Below are 17,471 nucleotides of genomic sequence, written 5' to 3' on the forward strand. Positions count from 1 at the left end.
GTAACAGGGCGACCCGTCAGGCCCCTGGACACATCTCGACGAAGGAGTTGGTGAAGGGCCGGAGGCTAAAACCAGCGCGCTCCAGCTCCGCGCGCACGGCTTGTGCCATCGCGATAGCCTCCGGATTGTCGCCGTGGACGCAGACGGTGTCGATCTCGACGGGAATGCATCGTCCTCCGCGTGTGAAGACGGCACCCTCCTCGACCATGCGCACGACGCGCGCGGCGGCTTCCTGCGCCTCGTGGATCACTGCGCCCGGCGAGCCGCGGGGGCTGAGCGTGCCGTCCTCGGCATAGGCGCGGTCGGCGTAGATCTCCCGCACGAGGGTCAGCCCGGCGCGCGCGCCGGCCCGCTCGGCGGCGAGCCCCGGCATCACCACCAGGGCAAGGCCCGGATCGACCCCGGCCACGGCCCGGGCCAGGGCGTCGGCGACCGCCTCGTCCTCGTTCGAGAGGTTGGCGAGGGCGCCGTGCGCCTTGACGTGGGTGACGCGAGCGCCCGCCAGCGCGGCGCAGGCCTGGAGCGCGCCGATCTGATAGGCGATGTCGCGCTCGATTCGTCTCGGGCTCTCCTGGATCCGGGTCCGGCCGAAACCGCGCAGATCGTGAAAGCCTGGATGGGCGCCCACGGCCACGCCGCGGGCCCGCGCCGCGGCGACGGTCTCGACCATGATGTCGGGATCGCCCGCGTGGAAGCCGCAGGCGATGTTGGCCGAGGTGACGATATCGAGGAGCCTTGCGTCGTCGCCCAGGCGCCAGGGGCCGAAGCCCTCGCCGAGATCGGCGTTGAGATCGATGCGGGCGCTCACTCGGCAGCCCGTATGGAACTCGACCTCTTCCCACGAGGTGACGCGGATGGACGCGGATGCGTCGAGGTCTCGGAACGCGGGCGCATCATCACGCCGAAGCCTTCCGCCGCGTCGCCGATGAAACGGATGCCCTCGCCTTCGAGCACCGTGCGGATCGCATCCAGGGTTTTGGTGCGCGGCGCGACCTGATCGCTCTCGATCATGTTCAGGGTGACGGCGGAGATGCTGGCGCGGCTCGCCAGAACCCCTTGCGTCCATTTGAGAAGGCCGCGGCCGGCGCGGATCTGGGCAGGGGTGATGGCCGATGGGTTCATGGAGGGGAGATGCGTGAAGCTGAAAGAATTTTCAAGTTTCGGGTTGACGCATCCGCGGCACAACCGTAAGCACGGGTCCATCGGCTCAGCCGGGCCGGAGAAACGAGCGGTATCCCATTCTCCATCAGAGAACTCCTCCGCTCTTTCACATCATGTTCGGCTTTCGGCTTGAACACCATCACCGGCGCGGGCCGGTCGTGATCGGTTATCACCTGCACCGTGAAGCCCCGATCACAATTTACACGCCCGCGCTCCCCATTGGCCCCGCCTCGACGGAGCAAGGCATGAGATACGACGACCTACATGTCGCCGCTTTCGCCCGTCCAGGGTCGGAGCGGCCATGGTCGATGCGGTCGAATCCGACCGCTCAGGAGCGATCCGGCCGCGCGGGCCGATAGCGGACGGTTATCTCAGGGAATCGAACGCCTGACGCCTTCGGGCGGAGGGCTCCGTTGTCCGCAAGGACGTTCCCGTCCGCACCCCCATGCCCGCGTGGCCGCCGCTCCGGCTCGGCCTTTCAATTCCCCAAATCCCCATCCCGGCGGCCCCTGCGGGCCGAACGGGGACGGTTACCGGTAGAGCGCCGCGGCCTAGGCCGCGGAGGTCGCGGATTCGATGTCCGCCGAGCATCACGCCCGTAGCTCAGTCATCCGCCCCCGACCCCCATGACCGCAGGGCCGTTCTCGGCTAAGTTGTAGGAAAACATTCAAAGACGCACGGGCCGAAGAGGGAAGGTTATCATTCCTCATGAGGTGGTCGCGGGTTCGAAGCCCGCCGGGTCGCAAGGCCCGTAGCTCAGTCGGGTAGAGCGCCCCTTTCCTCATCCCACGACCGCGCGGCCCGCGAGCCGGACACCCGTCCGGCCTGCGGGCACAAACCAACACAGGAATCGGCCGTGCGGGCCGATGGAGACGGGTGATCGTCGGCCGGAAGGCCGGGTTCGAATCCCACGGGCCGCGAGGTCCGATGCCCGGGTGGCGGACGGGCGACGCAGGCCGCGCGAGCGGACCGCCTGTCTCTCCTCCATGCCCGCACGGCCGCTGACGGAACAAACGAATTCGGCCGCGCGGGCCGGATTGCGAGGGTGATCAGGTCCTTGGGTTCGAATCCCGGGCGCCGCGAGGCGCCGGAATCCCTCGCACGATTCACGACCGCGTGGCCGCAACGAGCCTCGGGGACAATTCCAGAAGAACCCCGCGGAGAGAGGAGCGAGCAATGTTGAACTATGGAAAGCTGTTCTCGCTCCGGCGCACCCCGCAGTCGGAGCCCCTTCCCGGCACCGTGCCGAATTCGGCCGGCGGCCACGTCTTCGCGGTGAGCGACTGGGCGCGGCTCGACCGTTTCCTGATGCTCGGCTCGGAGGGCGGCTCCTATTACGCGGGTGAGCGGGCTCTCTCCCGGAAGAACGCCGTCGCGGTGATGCGCTGCATCGCCGAGGACGGTGCGCGGGCGGTCGCGACCATCGTCGCGGTGAGCGAGGCGGGTCGCGCCCTGAAGCAGGATCCGGCGATCTTCGCCCTGGCGCTCGCGGCCTCCGCGGAAGCGGAGGCGACCCGCCGGCTGGCGCTCGCCGCCCTGCCCCGGGTCTGCCGCACCGGCACGCACCTGTTCCAGTTCGCGGACGCCGTCGAGGCGATGCGCGGCTGGGGCCGGGCGCTGCGGCGCGCGGTCGGCGACTGGTACCGGGCGCGTCCGGTGGACGCCCTCGCCTACCAGGCGGTGAAATACCGCGCCCGTCAGGGCTGGTCGCACCGCGACCTCCTGCGACTGGCTCATCCGGAGACGGACGAGCCGGCGCGGAAGGCGCTGTTCGATTGGATCTGCCGCGGCACGCTGACCGAGGAGACCCCCGCCCTCGTCCACGCCTTCGCTTGCGTGCAGGCGGAGGGCGTCGACGGCGCTTTCGCGGCGGCGCAGGTGCGCACGCACGGCCTGCCCTGGGAGGCGCTGCCGACCGGGCTGATGACGAGCCGCGCGGTGAACGAGGCCCTGATCGAGCGGATGCCGGTCGGCGCCCTCGTGCGCCAGCTCGGCCGGCTCACCGCTTCGGGAGCGCTCGCGCCCTTCACCCCGGCGACCGAGCACGTCGTGTCCGTGCTGTCGGACCGGGAGCGTCTGCTGAAGGCCCGCCTGCATCCGATGGCGCTGCTGATCGCGCTCCAGACCTACGCGTCCGGGCGCGGCCAGCACGGCCGGCTCTCCTGGGAGCCGGTGGCGGCGATCGTCGAGGCGCTGAACGCGGCGTTCTACACCGCCTTCGGTTGCGTCGAGCCCACGGGCCGGCGCCTCGTGCTGGCGCTGGACGTCTCCGGCTCCATGGCCTGCGGCTCGGTCGCGGGCTCCGCCCTGACACCCCGCGAGGCGGCCGCCGCGATGGCGCTCGTCACCGCGGCGACGGAGGAGCACTGGCAGGTCCTCGGCTTCACCGCCGAGCCCGGCCAGTCCTGGAGCCAGGGGGCGGCGCTGACCGCGCTGCCGATCGGGCCGTCGATGCGGCTCGACCAGGCGGTGGCGGCGACGGCCGGCCTGCCCTTCGGCGGGACGGACTGCTCGCTGCCGATGCGGTGGGCGCTGGAGCGCGGCGTCCGGGCCGACGCGTTCGTGGTCTACACGGACTCGGAGACCTGGGCGGGGCCGGTCCACCCGGTCCAAGCGCTGCGCGAGTACCGGGAGAAGACCGGGATTCCGGCCAAGCTCGTGGTCGTGGGGCTCGTCTCCAACGGGTTCAGCATCGCCGACCCGAACGATTCCGGCATGCTCGACGTGGTCGGCTTCGACACGGCGGCGCCCGCGCTGATCGCGGACTTCATCCGCGTATGACGAGAGGGACGGACGGCTCCGGACGGGCCGCCCGTCCCGATTCGGAAAAAATTCGAGAAGACGGAGCGGCACCATGACCGCGATCAACGGACGCGATCTCATCGTCTGGGGCTTCGAGCCCGGCGAGTGGTTCAAGCGCGCGGTTTCCATTGCCAACGCCATGCGCCTCGAGGGCGCCGACGATGCGGCGATCCGCGCGCATCTGGCCACCCTCGACCCCGCCACCCACGCGATCCCGATGCGCACGAACGCCCTGGATTTCGGCGTCTTCCTCGACGCCGAGACGGAGGCCGAGCGGGCGAACGCGGTCGCTGTCATCCGCCACATGGACGCGCTCATGCGGGTGCCGACCATCGTGAAGGGGGCGGTGATGCCGGATGCCTGCCCGTCGGGCTTCGCGGAGGGGACCATCCCCGTGGGCGGCGCGGTGGCTTGCGCGGACGCGATCCATCCGGGCTTCCACTCGGCCGACATCTGCTGCTCGGTGGCGATCACCGTGTTTCGCCGGGCCGACGACCCGAAGCGCGTGCTGGATGCCATGCAGGCGGTGACGCATTTCGGGCCCGGCGGGCGCAACGGCGTGGTCAAGCCGCCGGACGCGGTAATGGCGGGAGTCGCGGGTAACCGCTTCCTCGCCGAGTTCGCCAACATCGCGGTCGGCCACTTCGCCAGCCAGGGCGACGGCAACCACTTCGCCTATGTCGGGCACCTCGCCTCGACCGGGCAGGTGGCGCTCGTCACCCATCACGGCTCGCGGGGGCTCGGTGCCCAGCTCTACAAGAAGGGCATGGCCGCCGCGCGCCGGCACACGGCGATCGTCGCCCCGCGGGTCCCGGCGCACAACGCCTGGATCCGGGCGGAATCCGACGACGGCCGGGCCTATTGGGAGGCGCTGCAGATCGTGCGGGATTGGACCAAGGCGAGCCACTTCGCGCTCCACGACCTCGTGGCGCGCAAGGTCGGCAACGCCGTCGCGGACCGGTTCTGGAACGAGCACAACTTCGTCTTCCGCCGCGAGGACGGGCTCTACTACCACGGCAAGGGGGCGACCCCGTCGTGGAAGGGATTCTCGGCCGACGATGACGGGCGCACGCTGATCCCGCTCAACATGGCCGAGCCGATCCTGATTGCCCGCCACCGCGACCACGCGGCCTCGCTCGGCTTCGCCCCGCACGGGGCGGGCCGCAACATGAGCCGGACGGCTTACCTGCGGGAGCACGCGCCCGCCCTGCCCGAGGGCATCGACGTGCGCTTCTTCTGCGGCAAGCCCGACCTGTCGGAGCTGCCGGGCGCCTACAAGGATGCGGCTTCCGTGCGCGCCCAGATCGCCAAGTACGATCTGGCCGAGGTCGTCGACACGGTGGAGCCCTACGGCTGCATCATGGCAGGCGACTGGGAGGCCGACGCGCCCTGGCGGAAGAAGGCGGCGGCGAAGCGCGTGGCGAAGGCCGCCGAGGCGGAAACGAAGTGACGGCGGCGCCGGGTGATGAGCCCGGCGCCGCCTTTCCGTCCTTCTCGCGAGTCTCAGGAGGTGCCGGGCATGGAGGCCGGGTCGCGGGCAGCGTGCCGAATGCCGAGAATGACCACCTCGTCCTCGGTCGCCTCGTAGAAGATCAGGTAGGGATAAGGTGTCGCCACGATCCGGCGCATGGGCCGAAGGCTGGTCGCGTGCCCGCTCAGGGGATGCAGCAAGAGCAGGTCGATCACTGCCTGGATGCGGCGCTGAACGCGGCGAGCGCCTTGGGGTGACAGGCTCGGATGTAGGTCAGAACCGCGTCAAGCTCGGCGGCGGCGTCCGGAGTGTAGCGCAGTCTCACAGGCCATGCTTCGCCCAGATCGCCCGCACCTGCTTGTCCGTCGCAAATTCGCGACACGCGGCCTGAGCACGGGAGCTGGCGAACGAGGCTTCTTCCTCCGGTGTGAGCGGAACGGACGGCTCCTCGTCGCCTGCGAGACTGAGAAGGACGCGAGCCATATCGTCCTGCGTCTCGGGCGGGAGGGCGCGGACGCGTGCGATGGCTCTTTCCAGCAACTCGGTCATGCCTCCATTATGCACGACATTGGACTGGAAAGAAGCCGATCGGCTTGGCGCTTGCTCTTCAGAATTGAACTCGATCATTTGCAGGCCGTCGGCGGATGCCAAGCAGCTCAGACCGCCACCGCCATCGCCGCCTGCTCGCCCACTCCAAAAACCCGCTTGTAGCGCTCCACCTCCGCCGCCGGCCCCTGCGCCTTGCTCGGATTGTCGGAGATCTTCACCGTCGGGTGGCCCTCGGCCTCGGTCACCTTGCAGACGACCGAGATCGGATCGAGGCGTCCCTCCGGCACGAGGCCGCGAAAATCGTTGGTCAGCCGCGTGCCCCAGCCGTAGCCGATGCGCATGCGGCCGTGGAAATGGGCGTGGATCGCCTCGATGTCGTCGATGTCGAGCCCGTCGGAGAAGATCGCCAGCTTCTCGCGCGGGTCGCAGCCCCGCGATTCCCAGAAGGCCAGCGCCTCCTCGCCGCCCGCGATCGGCTCCTTCGAATCGATGCGGATGCCGGTCCAGGCGGTGAGCCAGTCGGGGGCGTTCGCGAGGAAGCCGGTGGTGCCGTAGGTGTCGGGCAGCGCCACCAGCAGGTTGCCGGCATAGTCCTGCTGCCAGTCGGCGAGCACGGCGTAGGGCGCCTGGGCCAGCGCCTCATCGTCGTCGCCGGCGAGCGCGGCGTAGACCATCGGCAGTTCGTGGGCGTTGGTGCCCACCGCCTCGACCTCGCGGCGCATGGCGATCAGGCAGTTCGAGGTGCCGAGGAAGGCGCGCTCGCCCAACCCCTCGCTCATCGCCTGCACGCACCAATCCTGCCACAGGAAGCCGTGGCGCCGCCGCGTGCCGAAATCGGCGATGGACAGATCGGGCAGGCGCTTGAGCCGCTCGATCTTCTCCCAGACCCGGGTCATGGCGCGGGCGTAGAGCACCTGAAGCTCGAACTTGCCCATGCCGCGCAGCACCGCGCGCGAGCGCAGCTCGTTGAGGATCGCCAGCGCCGGCACTTCCCACATCGTGGTCTCGACCCAGGGGCCGTGGAAGGTGAGCGCCACCTGTCCGTCGCGGACCTCCAGCTCGTAGTCCGGCAGCCGGAAGGTCTCGAACCACGCCATGAACTCGGAGGAGAGGATCTGGCGGCGGCCGTAGAAGGTGTTGCCGCGAAGCCAGGTGGATTCGCCCCGGCTCAGGCGCACCGTGCGGGCGTGATCGAGCTGCGCCCGCAATTCCCCGAGATCGATCTCGTCGGCCACCCGCACGCTCTTGGTGCGGTTCTGGATCCCGAAGCTGACCCGCACGTCGCGGTGACGGCGGAAGATCATCTGCGCCATCAGCAGCTTGTAGAAATCCGTATCGAGCAGCGAGCGTACGATCGGGTCGATGCGGAAGTTGTGGTCGTAGACCCGCTTCGCGAGGTCGATCATGGGCCGTCCGTTTTCGGGGAGTGTCGCCCGAGCTTGGGACGGATCGCGCCGTCGATCAACGCCGACCGGTCGGATGCCTCGTGACAAAAAAGGCGCCCCCGCCAGGGACGGGAGCGCCGAACGTCGCGGAGGGGCACGCGGCCCCATCCGAAAAGAATCAGGCGAGGTTGACCTTCTTGGTCTCGGTCTTCGGGCTCTCGCCGGTGAGCGAGGCCTTCACGTAGCCGTAGAGGTGGACCATCGTGGAGGACGGGCTGTCCCAGTACTCGCCCTGCTCGGGATGGATGCGGATCAGGCCGACCTCGGGGTCGTTCTTCCCGTTGGGGAACCACGTCTTGAGGCTCTCCTGCCATTTCTCGTCGATCAGCTTCTGATCGCGGATCACCTCGGCCTTGCCGGCGATCGAGACGTAGGTCTGGCTCGACGGGTCGGAATAGGCGAGGTTGACTTGGTTGTCGCGGCTGATCTCGGCGGTCTTCGGGCTGTGCAGCTTGGTGAAGAACCAGATGTCGCCGTTCTCGTCGATCTCGTTGTTCCACATCGGGCGGCTGTTCAGCGTGCCGCTCTGGTCGGCGGTGGTGAGCATCGCGACCTTGACGTCCTTGGTCAGCTCGAAGAGCTTCTTCGCGCCCTCGTGGTCGCGATGGTTGCCCTGGTGCATGAGATCCGTTCTCCGTTGTCGGCAATGCTGTGAGCCGGCCGCGCGCGGGGCCGTCCGGCGATTGCCTCGACAACGAGCGAGGCCTGTATTGGTTCAGGGTCGGGTTGGGGAGCCGCGCGAGGATGGGGATAAGGGTTGCGCTGTTCGCAGCACTGGTGATCGCCGGCCTCGGACCGGCCGCGGCCGAGGTGCGCTACGGGCCCGGCGTGCGTATCGGCGGCCACGACTTCTCGAACCGGCGCTACCGCAGCGTCCATATCGAGCGGGTGAAGCGGCTGCGCGGTCCCGTCGGATGCAGGCACCTGCGCCGCGGCGCCTACCGGCGCGGCGACGGCTCGGTCGTGCGCGGGCCGATGGAGGAGTGCAACCTGATCGCCATCCCGCCCGGGCAGCGGCGCTGAGACGGCGCGCCCGGGCTGGTGTTTCCCGCGGGGGCGGTTAGATGAACGGGAGCGGCCTGGCCTGCCCTGAAGGCCCGCCCCTTCGCCGGATGGAGTTCGAGTTTTGGCGATCACCCGCGACGACGTGCTGAAGGCGCTCTCGACCGTCACGGTCGATCGCGGCGGCACCACCCTGCCCGGCTCCGGCCGCCTCTCGCCGGTGGTGATCGATCCCGGCAACCGGGTGATGTTCTCCATCCTGATCGATCCGAGCGAGGCCGAGCGCTTCGAGCCGGTGCGTCGCGAGGCGGAGGGCCGCGTGCTCGCGCTCCCCGGCGTGTCGAGCGTGCTGGTGAGCCTCACCGCCGAGCGCGGTTCCGCCACCCCCGGCCCCGCGCCCGGTGCGCCGCGCCAATCCGGCGGCCCCGGCGCCGCGCCGCCGCGCCCGCCCCAGGGCAATGCCCTGCCGGGCGTGCGCCACATCGTGGCGGTCGCCTCGGGCAAGGGCGGCGTCGGCAAGTCCACCACCGCCTGCAACCTCGCTCTGGCGCTGAGTGCGCAGGGTCTGCGCGTCGGCCTGCTCGATGCCGATATCTACGGCCCCTCGGTGCCGAAGCTCCTGGGATTGTCCGGCAAGCCCCGGGTGATCGAGGGCAAGACCCTGGAGCCGATGCAGGCCTACGGCCTCAAGGCGATGTCGATCGGTTTCCTGATCGAGCCGGAATCGGCGATGATCTGGCGCGGGCCGATGGTGCAGTCGGCGATCACCCAGATGCTGCGCGACGTGGCCTGGGGCGAACTCGACGTGCTCGTGGTCGACATGCCGCCCGGCACGGGCGATGCCCAGCTCACCATGGCGCAGGCGACCCCGCTGTCGGGCGCCGTCATCGTCTCGACGCCGCAGGATCTGGCGCTGATCGATGCCCGCCGCGGCGTGACCATGTTCCGCAAGGTCTCGGTGCCGATCCTCGGCGTGATCGAGAACATGGCGACCTTCATCTGCCCGAATTGCGGGGCGGCCTCGGCGATTTTCGGCCATGGCGGCGCCCGCCACGAGGCCGAGCGCCTGGAGGTGCCCTTCCTCGGCGAGATCCCGCTGACCATGGCGATCCGCGAGACCTCGGATGCCGGCCGCCCCGTGGTCGCGACCGATCCCGACGGGCCGCAGGCCAAGGTCTACCGCGAGATCGCCCAGAAACTCTGGGGCAATCTCACCGGCGCCCCCGCCGGCCGGGCGGCGCCGCGGATCGTCATCGAGTGAGCGGCGCCCCGGTCTCCGGGACGAGTACCTTGAGATCGGGCATCTTGGGGTCGGGTATCTTGGGCCTGATCCTGGCCGGCGGTCTGTCGCGGCGGATGGGGGGCGGCGACAAGCCGCTCCGGACGCTCTCCGGCCGTACCCTGCTGGAACACGTCGCCGAGCGCCTCGAACCGCAATGCGGGGGCGGCCTCGCGCTCAGCGCCAACGGCGATCCGGCCCGCTTCCAAATCGCGTTTGCGGGGCGCGTCCTGCCGGACACCATCCCGGATCATCCGGGGCCGCTGGCCGGCATTCTCGCCGGGATGGAGGCGGCGGCCGCCCTGCCCGGCGTCACCCATGTCGCGAGCGTGCCGGGCGACGCGCCGTTCCTGCCGCACGACTTCGTCGCGCGCCTCGCCGCCGCCGCCGCGGCGGAGAGAAAGCCCATCGCACTCGCGGCCTCGGGCGAGCGGCGCCACTTCACCTCCGCGCTCTGGCCGGTCGCTCTGCGCGAGGACCTGCGCGACTGGCTCACCCGCGGCGAGCGGCGGGTCGGCGGCTTCATCGAGCGGCACGGGGCGGCGGTCGCCGCCTGGCCGGCGGAGCCCCTCGACCCCTTCCTCAACCTCAACGCGCCGGAGGATCTCGCGGCGGCGGAGGCGCTGCTGGCGCGGCATCCCTGAGGCGTCGGGAAAGCGCCGCCGACAGGGCCGCAGATGTTGTGCCGGAGCCCCGGAATTCATATTTAAGTAACTGAAACGACGGCCTTTGGCTCCTGGCGGGGTGTCCCGTCCGACGTCCTCATCCTGAGGTGCCGCGAAGCGGCCTCGAAGGATCCTCCAGCAGGCGCAAAATCCCTGGAGGATCCTTCGAGGCCGCCGCTTCGCGCCGGCACCTCAGGATGGACGGTGGATCGGAGCAGCCGCCCCGCGACGGCCTTTCCGTCCCACCCGGCGCCTCCCGGCGGTGGGTGAACGAACAGAAGATCGAGAGAACGACGTTGGCAGACGACAAGGACGACACCGGCGCCGGCACTCCGCCGCCCGCGACCGACATCAAGCCCGTCTCCATCACCGACGAGATGCGCCGCTCATATCTCGATTACGCCATGAGCGTGATTGTGAGCCGCGCGCTGCCCGATGCCCGCGACGGCCTCAAGCCGGTGCACCGGCGCATTCTCTACTCGGCCTTCGAATCCGGGCATCTGCCCGAGCGCAAATACGTCAAGTCGGCCCGCATCGTCGGCGACGTGATCGGTCAGTACCACCCCCACGGCGACCAGTCGATCTACGACGCCTTGGTCCGCATGGCGCAGGATTTCTCCATGCGCCTGATGCTCATCGACGGGCAGGGCAATTTCGGCTCGGTCGACGGCGATCCGCCCGCGGCCATGCGCTACACCGAGTCGAGGCTCGCCCGGCCGGCGATCTCGCTGCTCACCGACATCGACAAGAACACCGTCGACTTCCAGTCGAACTACGACGATTCCCGCGAGGAGCCGACGGTCCTCCCCGCCCGCTTCCCGAACCTGCTCGTCAACGGCGCGGGCGGCATCGCGGTGGGCATGGCCACCAACATCCCGCCGCACAATCTCGGCGAGCTGGTCGATGCCTGCGTGGCGCTGATCGACGATCCAGCCCTCACCATCGAGGCGCTCAACGAGATCGTCCCCGGCCCCGACTTCCCCACCGGCGGCATGATCCTCGGCCGCGCCGGCACCCGGCAGGCCTACACCACCGGCCGCGGCTCGATCATCATGCGCGCCCGCTCGCATGTGGAGGAGCTGCGCAAGGAGCGCGAGGCGCTGATCTTCACCGAGATCCCGTATCAGGTGAACAAGGCGACGCTGATCGAGAAGATCGCCGAGCTGGTGAAGGACAAGCGCATCGAGGGCATCTCGGACCTGCGCGACGAATCCGACCGCGACGGCATGCGCATCGTCGTCGAGATCAAGCGCGACGCCATGGCTGACGTCGTGCTGAACCAGCTTTACCGCTACACCCCGCTCCAGACCTCGTTCGGCGCCAACATGGTGGCCCTCAACGGCGGCCGGCCGGAGCTGATGAACCTGAAGGACCTGCTCCTGGCCTTCAACGACTTCCGCGAGGAAGTCGTCTCCCGGCGCACCAAGTTCCTGCTCAACAAGGCCCGCGAGCGCGCCCACGTGTTGTGCGGCCTCGCCATCGCGGTCGCCAATATCGACGAGGTGATCCGCCTGATCCGCACCTCGCCGGACCCGAACACCGCCCGCGAGGCCCTGATGGCCCGCGACTGGCCGGCCCACGACATCGCCCCGCTGATCGCGCTGGTGGACGACCCGCGCCACCGGGTGGCCGATGACGGCACCTACCGCCTGTCGGAGACCCAGGCCCGGGCCATTCTCGACCTGCGCCTGCAGCGCCTCACCGCGCTCGGCCGCGACGAGATCGGCGACGAACTGAAGAAGCTCGCCGACGAGATCGCCGATTATCTCGACATCCTGCGCTCCCGCGCCCGCATCCAGGCGATCGTGAAGCAGGAGCTGGCCGAGGTGCGCGAGCTGTTCGCCACCCCGCGCAAGACCGAGATCATCGATTCCGACTTCAGCGTCGAGGACGAGGATCTGATCGCCCGCGAGGACATGGTCGTGACCGTGTCCCATGCCGGCTACGTCAAGCGCGTGCCGCTCTCGACCTACCGGTCGCAGAAGCGCGGCGGCAAGGGCCGCACCGGCATGAGCACCCGCGACGAGGATTTCGTCACGCGGCTGTTCGTGGCGAACACGCACACGCCGGTGCTGTTCTTCTCCGACCAGGGCCAAGCCTACAAGGAGAAGGTCTGGCGCCTGCCCGTCGCCGCGCCGAACGCGCGGGGCAAGGCCCTCGTCAACATCCTGCACCTGCAGAACGAGGGCGAGCGCATCACCACGATCATGCCGCTGCCCGAGGACGAGGCGTCCTGGGAGACGCTCGACGTGATGTTCGCCACCGCCTCCGGCAATGTCCGCCGCAACAAGCTGTCGGACTTCGTCCAGGTCAACCGCAACGGCAAGATCGCGATGAAGCTCGATCCGGGCGACCACATCGTCCATGTCGAGATCTGCCGGGCCGACCAGAACGTGCTGCTCACCACTGCGCTCGGCCAGTGCATCCGCTTCCCCGTCGAGGACGTGCGCGTCTTCAAGGGCCGCGACTCGACCGGCGTGCGCGGCATCTCGCTGGCCAAGGACGACCGCGTGATCTCGATGGCGATCCTCAATGCCTTCGACGCCTCGCCCGAGGAGCGCGCCGGCTACCTGAAGATGCGCCGCGCCGTGATCGGCGAGGCCGAGGCCGAGGGCGATGCGCCGGAGGTCGAGGACGGCACGGCGGAGGCCGCGATCTCGCAGGAGCGCTACACCGAGATGGGTGCCGCGGAGCAATTCGTGCTGACCCTGTCGGAGCGCGGCTTCGGCAAGCGCTCGTCCTCCTACGAGTACCGGACCTCCGGCCGCGGCGGCAAAGGCATCACGGCGATGCGGGTCAATGCCCGCAACGGCCACCTCGTCGCCTCCTTCCCCGTCGAGGCCTCGGACCAGATCATGCTGGTCACCAATGCCGGCCAGCTCATCCGCGTGCCGGTGGACGACATCCGCATCGTCGGCCGCGCCTCGCAGGGCGTGACGGTGTTCAACACCGACAAGGCCGAGCGCGTCGTCTCGGTGGAGCATATCGAGGGCGAGGAGGAGACCGGCGAGGACGAGGCCTGAGCCCTGCACTCGTCATCCCGGGGCTGTGCAGCGGAACTAGGGTCCATCCGTGATGCGTAGCCGGGCACACGGATGGATTCCGGGTTCGCCTGCAGCGCCCCGGAATGACGGAGGGGTGTGACGAGGCGGAAAGCCATCGGGTTCCGTTTGCGGGGAAAATGCTCTAGGCCCGTTCCCGTGACGACCCGCACCGCCCTCTATGCCGGCTCCTTCGATCCGGTCACCAACGGCCACCTCGACGTGGTGCGGCAGGCTTGCCGCCTCGTGCCGCGGCTGGTGCTGGCCATCGGCGTGCATCCGGGCAAGGCGCCGCTGTTCACGGCCGAGGAGCGCGCCGCCCTGCTGCGCGAGACCTGCGGGCCGCTGGCCGCCGCCGAGGGGGCGAGCCTGGAGGTCGTCACCTTCGACGACCTCGCCGTCTCGGCCGCCCGGCGCTGCGGCGCCAGCCTGTTCATCCGCGGCCTGCGCGACGGCACCGACCTCGATTACGAGATGCAGCTCGCCGGCATGAACGGCGCGATGGCGCCCGAGGTCCAGACCGTGTTCCTGCCCGCCTCCACCGGGGTGCGGCCGATCACCGCCACTCTGGTGCGCCAGATCGCGGCCATGGGCGGCGACGTCTCGCCCTTCGTGCCGCCCCGCGTCGCCGCGCAGCTCGCCGCCCGCTTCGCAAAATCCTGATTTCCACCACGGAGCTTCCGCCCGCATGAACCGCCGCCACGCCGTCCTCGGCCTCGCCCTCTCCGCCATGCTTCTCGCCGCACCGGCGCGGGCGGGCGAGAACACCGTCACCCTCGAGACCAAGGATGGGCGGGTGACGATCGAGCTGCGCCCGGAGATCGCGCCGAAGCACGTCAAGCAGCTCAAGACGCTGATCGGCCAAGGCTTCTACAACGGCCTGAAGTTCCACCGGGTCATCGACGGCTTCATGGTCCAGACCGGCGACCCCAAGGGTAACGGCACCGGCGGCTCCAGCCTGCCCAACATCCCCGCCGAGTTCTCCTCCGCCCCGTTCAAGCGCGGCACCGTCGGCATGGCCCGCTCGGGCGATCCGAACTCGGCCAACTCACAGTTCTTCATCTGCATCGGCGACGCCGAGTTCCTGAACAACAACTACACCGTCGTCGGCGTCGTCACCTCCGGGATGGACGTGGTCGACAAGATCAAGAAGGGCTCCAAGGCCAATAACGGCACGGTTCAGGACCCCGACAAGATCGTGAAGATGACCCTCGGAGGCGGCCAATAGCGGCCGGACGCACCGCGTGTCGCCGGGCCGGCCGTCGCGCCGGCCTCCTGGTGGCCGGGCTTGCCGTGTCCGCCGTCCTGCCCGCGGCCCTGCTCGCACCGGGCAGGGCGAATGCGTTCGAGGGCATTGAACCCTGGCGCACCCTGCCCCAGACCTTGCGGGGCACGCAGCGGGTGCCGCTGCCTGCGGCGGAAACGGAGCCGGCCCCGGCCGACACCTTGCGGGCACTCTATCCGGCGCTCGCCGCCTGCTGGCAGGTGCCCGAGGGCTTGAGCCGGTTCGAGCGGGCGGAGATCACGGCGCGGCTCTCGCTGCGCCGGGACGGCTCGGTGATCGGCACGCCGCAGATCACCTTCGCCAAGGCGCCGGGCGACGCCCGGACCCGGGACATCCTGATACGGGCGACGCTCGACGCGATCGCCCGCTGCACGCCGGTCCGGATCACCCCGGCTCTCGGCGGCGCCATCGCGGGGCGCCCCCTGGCGCTGCGCTTCATCTACGACGGACCCAGAGGACAGGGAATTTAAGCCATGGCAGAGACGAACGAGACCATCGTCCTGGAGACCACGAAGGGCCGCGTCGTCATCGCGCTGCGCCCCGATCTCGCCCCCAACCACGTCGAGCGGATCAAGACGCTGGCGTCCCAGGGCTTCTACGACGGCGTGCCGTTCCACCGGGTCATCGACGGCTTCATGGCCCAGACCGGCGATCCGACCGGTACCGGCTCCGGCGGCTCCGAGCTGCCCGACCTCAACGCCGAGTTCAACGCCGAGCCGCACGTGCGCGGCACCTGCTCGATGGCGCGCACCAACTTCCCGCACTCGGCGAACTCGCAGTTCTTCATCTGCTTTGCCGATGCCCGCTTCCTCGACCGCCAGTACACGGTGTGGGGCAAGGTGATCGAGGGCATGGAAGTGGTCGACACGATCAAGCGCGGTGAGCCCGTGCGCGATCCGGACCGGATCGTGAAGGCGACCGTGGCCGCGGCGTAAGACCCAACCGGCGATGAGGTGTCCTCATCGCCGGTTGCCCCATGCTGCGGGGCGGCGGGCATTGGCCGGACGCAGATGCTTTAGAAATCGATTCTTTGAAGGCCGACCCTCCGTCGGCTTCCCTGCAGCTGTGACATCCAAACTCACGGCAGCTCGGCCGTGCGGAAAGATCGCTTGGGTTGGGAGGTGGTCATCGGCTCACCACCGGGAGGCCGACTTCCGCTTTGCGCTCATCCCGTGATTCACGGAGCCTACCAGCCACCCTCGCGGCACAACGCGAGCAGATAGCGAAGCCGTGGATCGCGATTTCCGCGGCGGGCCATCGCGCGCCCGTTGGCGCAGGTCTGCCGGGTTCTCGCCTCGCTCGGTTCGGCACGTCTGGGCTCGGCGCGTCGTGACCGGACGCCCCTGCGCTCCGCGTATCCGCGTTCAGCGTAACCCCGTGCCATGCCGGAAAGCACCTGACCCTGCGCGATCATCGCCGGATCCAGGGCGAATGAGATGGTGGGCGTCGCGATCATGAGCGCCGTTGCCAGAAAGAAGGTCCGCCGCATCGTTCCCTCCTGATCGAACCGGACTGGGCGCGCCGCTCCGCGCGACGGGGATGACACCGCTCATGCCGAATGGCGCCCCGACTGGCCCGTACCGGTCTCCCTCGATGCCGGCGGCTTCCATTCTCTCAACAGAGCCGTGACGGCATCATCCGATGTTTGAACTTTGCAAGTCTGACGTGGGTTTGTGTGGTTTTTGTGCTCAAATAATCCGGATGTCTTCTTACCTATAAAACCCGATTGAGGCGTGTTCCGAGATTTTGATCGCCATCAATATATAGATTGTTGAGTAAATCGTATGTTCGGTCATGTCTGGGTGATCCGGCATTCTTCGACCGTCGGCAGGAAAGCCTTTTCGAAATCTAAGAAAGATTGCAGGCCCCCCGCATCGGCAGGAAAATTGAGTTGGCTCTGTTATGATGCAGTATCCGCGGGATCGCTGCGGGGCTTCATATCTCCTCGCGAGCGTGGGCGAAGCGGTGACGGCGCCGGTCCGGATCCGATTCGGTCAACCGGAAATCATACTAGAGGAGCCCACGACACTTCCGGTCACCGGACGCTTCTCTGGGCAGGACGGCGCAGCGGCGGTTTTGTGAGAGCCGCCGGGGCCGCAATGACTCCATTCTCGCCCCCGCATCCGCGAGGCACTCCCCCCGAGGAGGAAGGGAGCGGCTTGTAGCTCACCCCTCCGGCGGCTGCCTGAGGCCCGCCGCCTCCTCCAGCCACGTCAGGATCTCCGGCGCCCGCCAGGGCTTCGGCATGAAGGTCGCGGTGACGCGCAGGTCGCTCGGCTGGTCGCCCGCATCGCCCGAGGTCAGCAGCATGCGGATGCGCGGCCAGGTCACGCCGATGATCCGTGCCAGCTCGAAGCCGCCGATCGTGCCCGGGGTGCGCACGTCGGAGAACACCACGTCGATCCCGTCGCCCCGCTGGCGCAGGATGTCGAGGGCGCGCTCGGCCGTCTCGGCCTCGATCACCTCGAAGCCCTTCTCCTCCAGGAGCTCGGCCGCGAGGTAGCGCTCGTCGGGCTCGTCCTCGACGACGAGGATGACGGGCCGGCGGTCTGTGGGTCGTGCGTCACTCATGACCGGTCACTCATGACCCTGGCTTATCTTGAGAGTGCGGGGAAAACGCAGATTGCGCATCCCGCGCGACATCCTCCGGCAAAGTCCCCGGCAGACATTACGATAGAACGGCGAGGGCAAACGTCTGTCGTTCAAGGGCAACAGCGGGCGGATTTGTTGCTCTCGGGTCGAGTCGGCATGCAGTTTCGGATGAGATAAGC

General features: G+C 68.9%; 18 protein-coding genes. 10 read left to right on the forward strand and 8 right to left on the reverse strand.

Annotated elements, in window-relative coordinates; translation table 11 throughout:
- Positions 1-16: 16 nt before the first annotated feature.
- The gene (locus MPPM_RS24760; RefSeq protein WP_096487342.1) at positions 17-808 is read right to left on the reverse strand and encodes a LamB/YcsF family protein; all 792 of its coding nucleotides are present in this window, start codon (positions 806-808) and stop codon (positions 17-19) included.
- Positions 805-1,122, reverse strand: coding sequence for a helix-turn-helix domain-containing protein (locus tag MPPM_RS24765; protein WP_096487343.1), 318 nt, complete (start codon positions 1,120-1,122; stop codon positions 805-807). The genes MPPM_RS24760 and MPPM_RS24765 overlap by 4 nt, the downstream gene beginning before the upstream one ends.
- Before the next feature lie 1,215 nt (positions 1,123-2,337).
- Between MPPM_RS24765 and MPPM_RS24770 the strand changes: the two genes are divergently transcribed.
- Both MPPM_RS24770 and MPPM_RS24775 read left to right on the forward strand, forming a co-directional pair.
- Positions 2,338-3,942 carry a TROVE domain-containing protein gene (locus MPPM_RS24770; RefSeq protein WP_096487344.1) on the forward strand — a complete coding sequence of 535 codons (1,605 nt, stop codon included), beginning with the start codon at positions 2,338-2,340 and terminating at the stop codon, positions 3,940-3,942.
- Positions 3,943-4,015: 73 nt separating this feature from the next.
- Positions 4,016-5,413, forward strand: coding sequence for an RtcB family protein (locus MPPM_RS24775; RefSeq protein ID WP_096487345.1), 1,398 nt, complete (start codon positions 4,016-4,018; stop codon positions 5,411-5,413).
- Between the two features lie 53 nt (positions 5,414-5,466).
- Here the strand turns inward: MPPM_RS24775 and MPPM_RS29310 are convergent, their stop codons facing one another.
- From MPPM_RS29310 to MPPM_RS24795, 4 genes are all read right to left on the reverse strand, one after another.
- Entirely contained in the window at positions 5,467-5,649 is a 183-nt protein-coding gene (locus MPPM_RS29310) for a type II toxin-antitoxin system RelE/ParE family toxin (protein ID WP_348529750.1), read from the reverse strand.
- 106 nt (positions 5,650-5,755) lie between these two features.
- On the reverse strand, positions 5,756-5,983 hold the full coding sequence (locus tag MPPM_RS24785; RefSeq protein WP_096487346.1) for a hypothetical protein: 228 nt from the start codon (positions 5,981-5,983) through the stop codon (positions 5,756-5,758).
- 107 nt (positions 5,984-6,090) lie between these two features.
- Positions 6,091-7,389 carry a nicotinate phosphoribosyltransferase gene (locus MPPM_RS24790; RefSeq protein ID WP_096487347.1) on the reverse strand — a complete coding sequence of 433 codons (1,299 nt, stop codon included), beginning with the start codon at positions 7,387-7,389 and terminating at the stop codon, positions 6,091-6,093.
- Between the two features lie 157 nt (positions 7,390-7,546).
- Complete coding sequence (locus MPPM_RS24795) at positions 7,547-8,050, reverse strand: pyridoxamine 5'-phosphate oxidase family protein (RefSeq protein WP_012456772.1); 504 nt, start codon at positions 8,048-8,050, stop codon at positions 7,547-7,549.
- Positions 8,051-8,172: 122 nt separating this feature from the next.
- On the opposite strand from MPPM_RS24795, the gene MPPM_RS24800 reads away from it, so the two are divergent.
- The 8 genes from MPPM_RS24800 to MPPM_RS24835 all read left to right on the forward strand — a co-directional run bounded on the left by MPPM_RS24800 (position 8,173) and on the right by MPPM_RS24835 (position 15,635).
- Positions 8,173-8,451, forward strand: a complete 279-nt coding sequence (locus tag MPPM_RS24800) for a hypothetical protein (protein ID WP_096487348.1) — start codon at positions 8,173-8,175, stop codon at positions 8,449-8,451.
- A gap of 103 nt (positions 8,452-8,554) precedes the next feature.
- Positions 8,555-9,691 carry an Mrp/NBP35 family ATP-binding protein gene (locus MPPM_RS24805; RefSeq protein ID WP_096487349.1) on the forward strand — a complete coding sequence of 379 codons (1,137 nt, stop codon included), beginning with the start codon at positions 8,555-8,557 and terminating at the stop codon, positions 9,689-9,691.
- 44 nt (positions 9,692-9,735) lie between these two features.
- Positions 9,736-10,353, forward strand: a complete 618-nt coding sequence (gene mobA, locus MPPM_RS24810) for a molybdenum cofactor guanylyltransferase MobA (protein WP_280176341.1) — start codon at positions 9,736-9,738, stop codon at positions 10,351-10,353.
- Between the two features lie 317 nt (positions 10,354-10,670).
- Positions 10,671-13,397 (forward strand): DNA gyrase subunit A, encoded by a 2,727-nt coding sequence (gene gyrA, locus MPPM_RS24815; RefSeq protein WP_096488024.1) that lies wholly within the window; start codon positions 10,671-10,673, stop codon positions 13,395-13,397.
- 177 nt (positions 13,398-13,574) lie between these two features.
- Positions 13,575-14,078, forward strand: a complete 504-nt coding sequence (gene coaD / locus MPPM_RS24820) for a pantetheine-phosphate adenylyltransferase (RefSeq protein ID WP_096487351.1) — start codon at positions 13,575-13,577, stop codon at positions 14,076-14,078.
- A 25-nt stretch (positions 14,079-14,103) separates the two neighbouring features.
- On the forward strand, positions 14,104-14,643 hold the full coding sequence (locus MPPM_RS24825) for a peptidylprolyl isomerase (protein WP_017483540.1): 540 nt from the start codon (positions 14,104-14,106) through the stop codon (positions 14,641-14,643).
- Positions 14,644-14,708: 65 nt separating this feature from the next.
- Complete coding sequence (locus MPPM_RS24830; protein WP_173807952.1) at positions 14,709-15,170, forward strand: UCP034077 family protein; 462 nt, start codon at positions 14,709-14,711, stop codon at positions 15,168-15,170.
- Positions 15,171-15,173: 3 nt separating this feature from the next.
- Entirely contained in the window at positions 15,174-15,635 is a 462-nt protein-coding gene (locus tag MPPM_RS24835) for a peptidylprolyl isomerase (RefSeq protein ID WP_017483538.1), read from the forward strand.
- 251 nt (positions 15,636-15,886) lie between these two features.
- On the opposite strand, the gene MPPM_RS24840 is transcribed toward MPPM_RS24835, so the two are convergent.
- Positions 15,887-16,189, reverse strand: a complete 303-nt coding sequence (locus MPPM_RS24840; protein WP_096487352.1) for a hypothetical protein — start codon at positions 16,187-16,189, stop codon at positions 15,887-15,889.
- Positions 16,190-16,866: 677 nt separating this feature from the next.
- A complete protein-coding gene (locus MPPM_RS24845; protein ID WP_096487353.1) occupies positions 16,867-17,271 on the reverse strand; it encodes a response regulator in 405 nt (134 codons plus the stop codon).
- Positions 17,272-17,471: the final 200 nt, after the last annotated feature.

Origin of the sequence: Methylorubrum populi (assembly GCF_002355515.1) — a bacterium.
In the GTDB taxonomy this organism is placed as follows: Bacteria; Pseudomonadota; Alphaproteobacteria; order Rhizobiales; family Beijerinckiaceae; genus Methylobacterium; species Methylobacterium populi_A.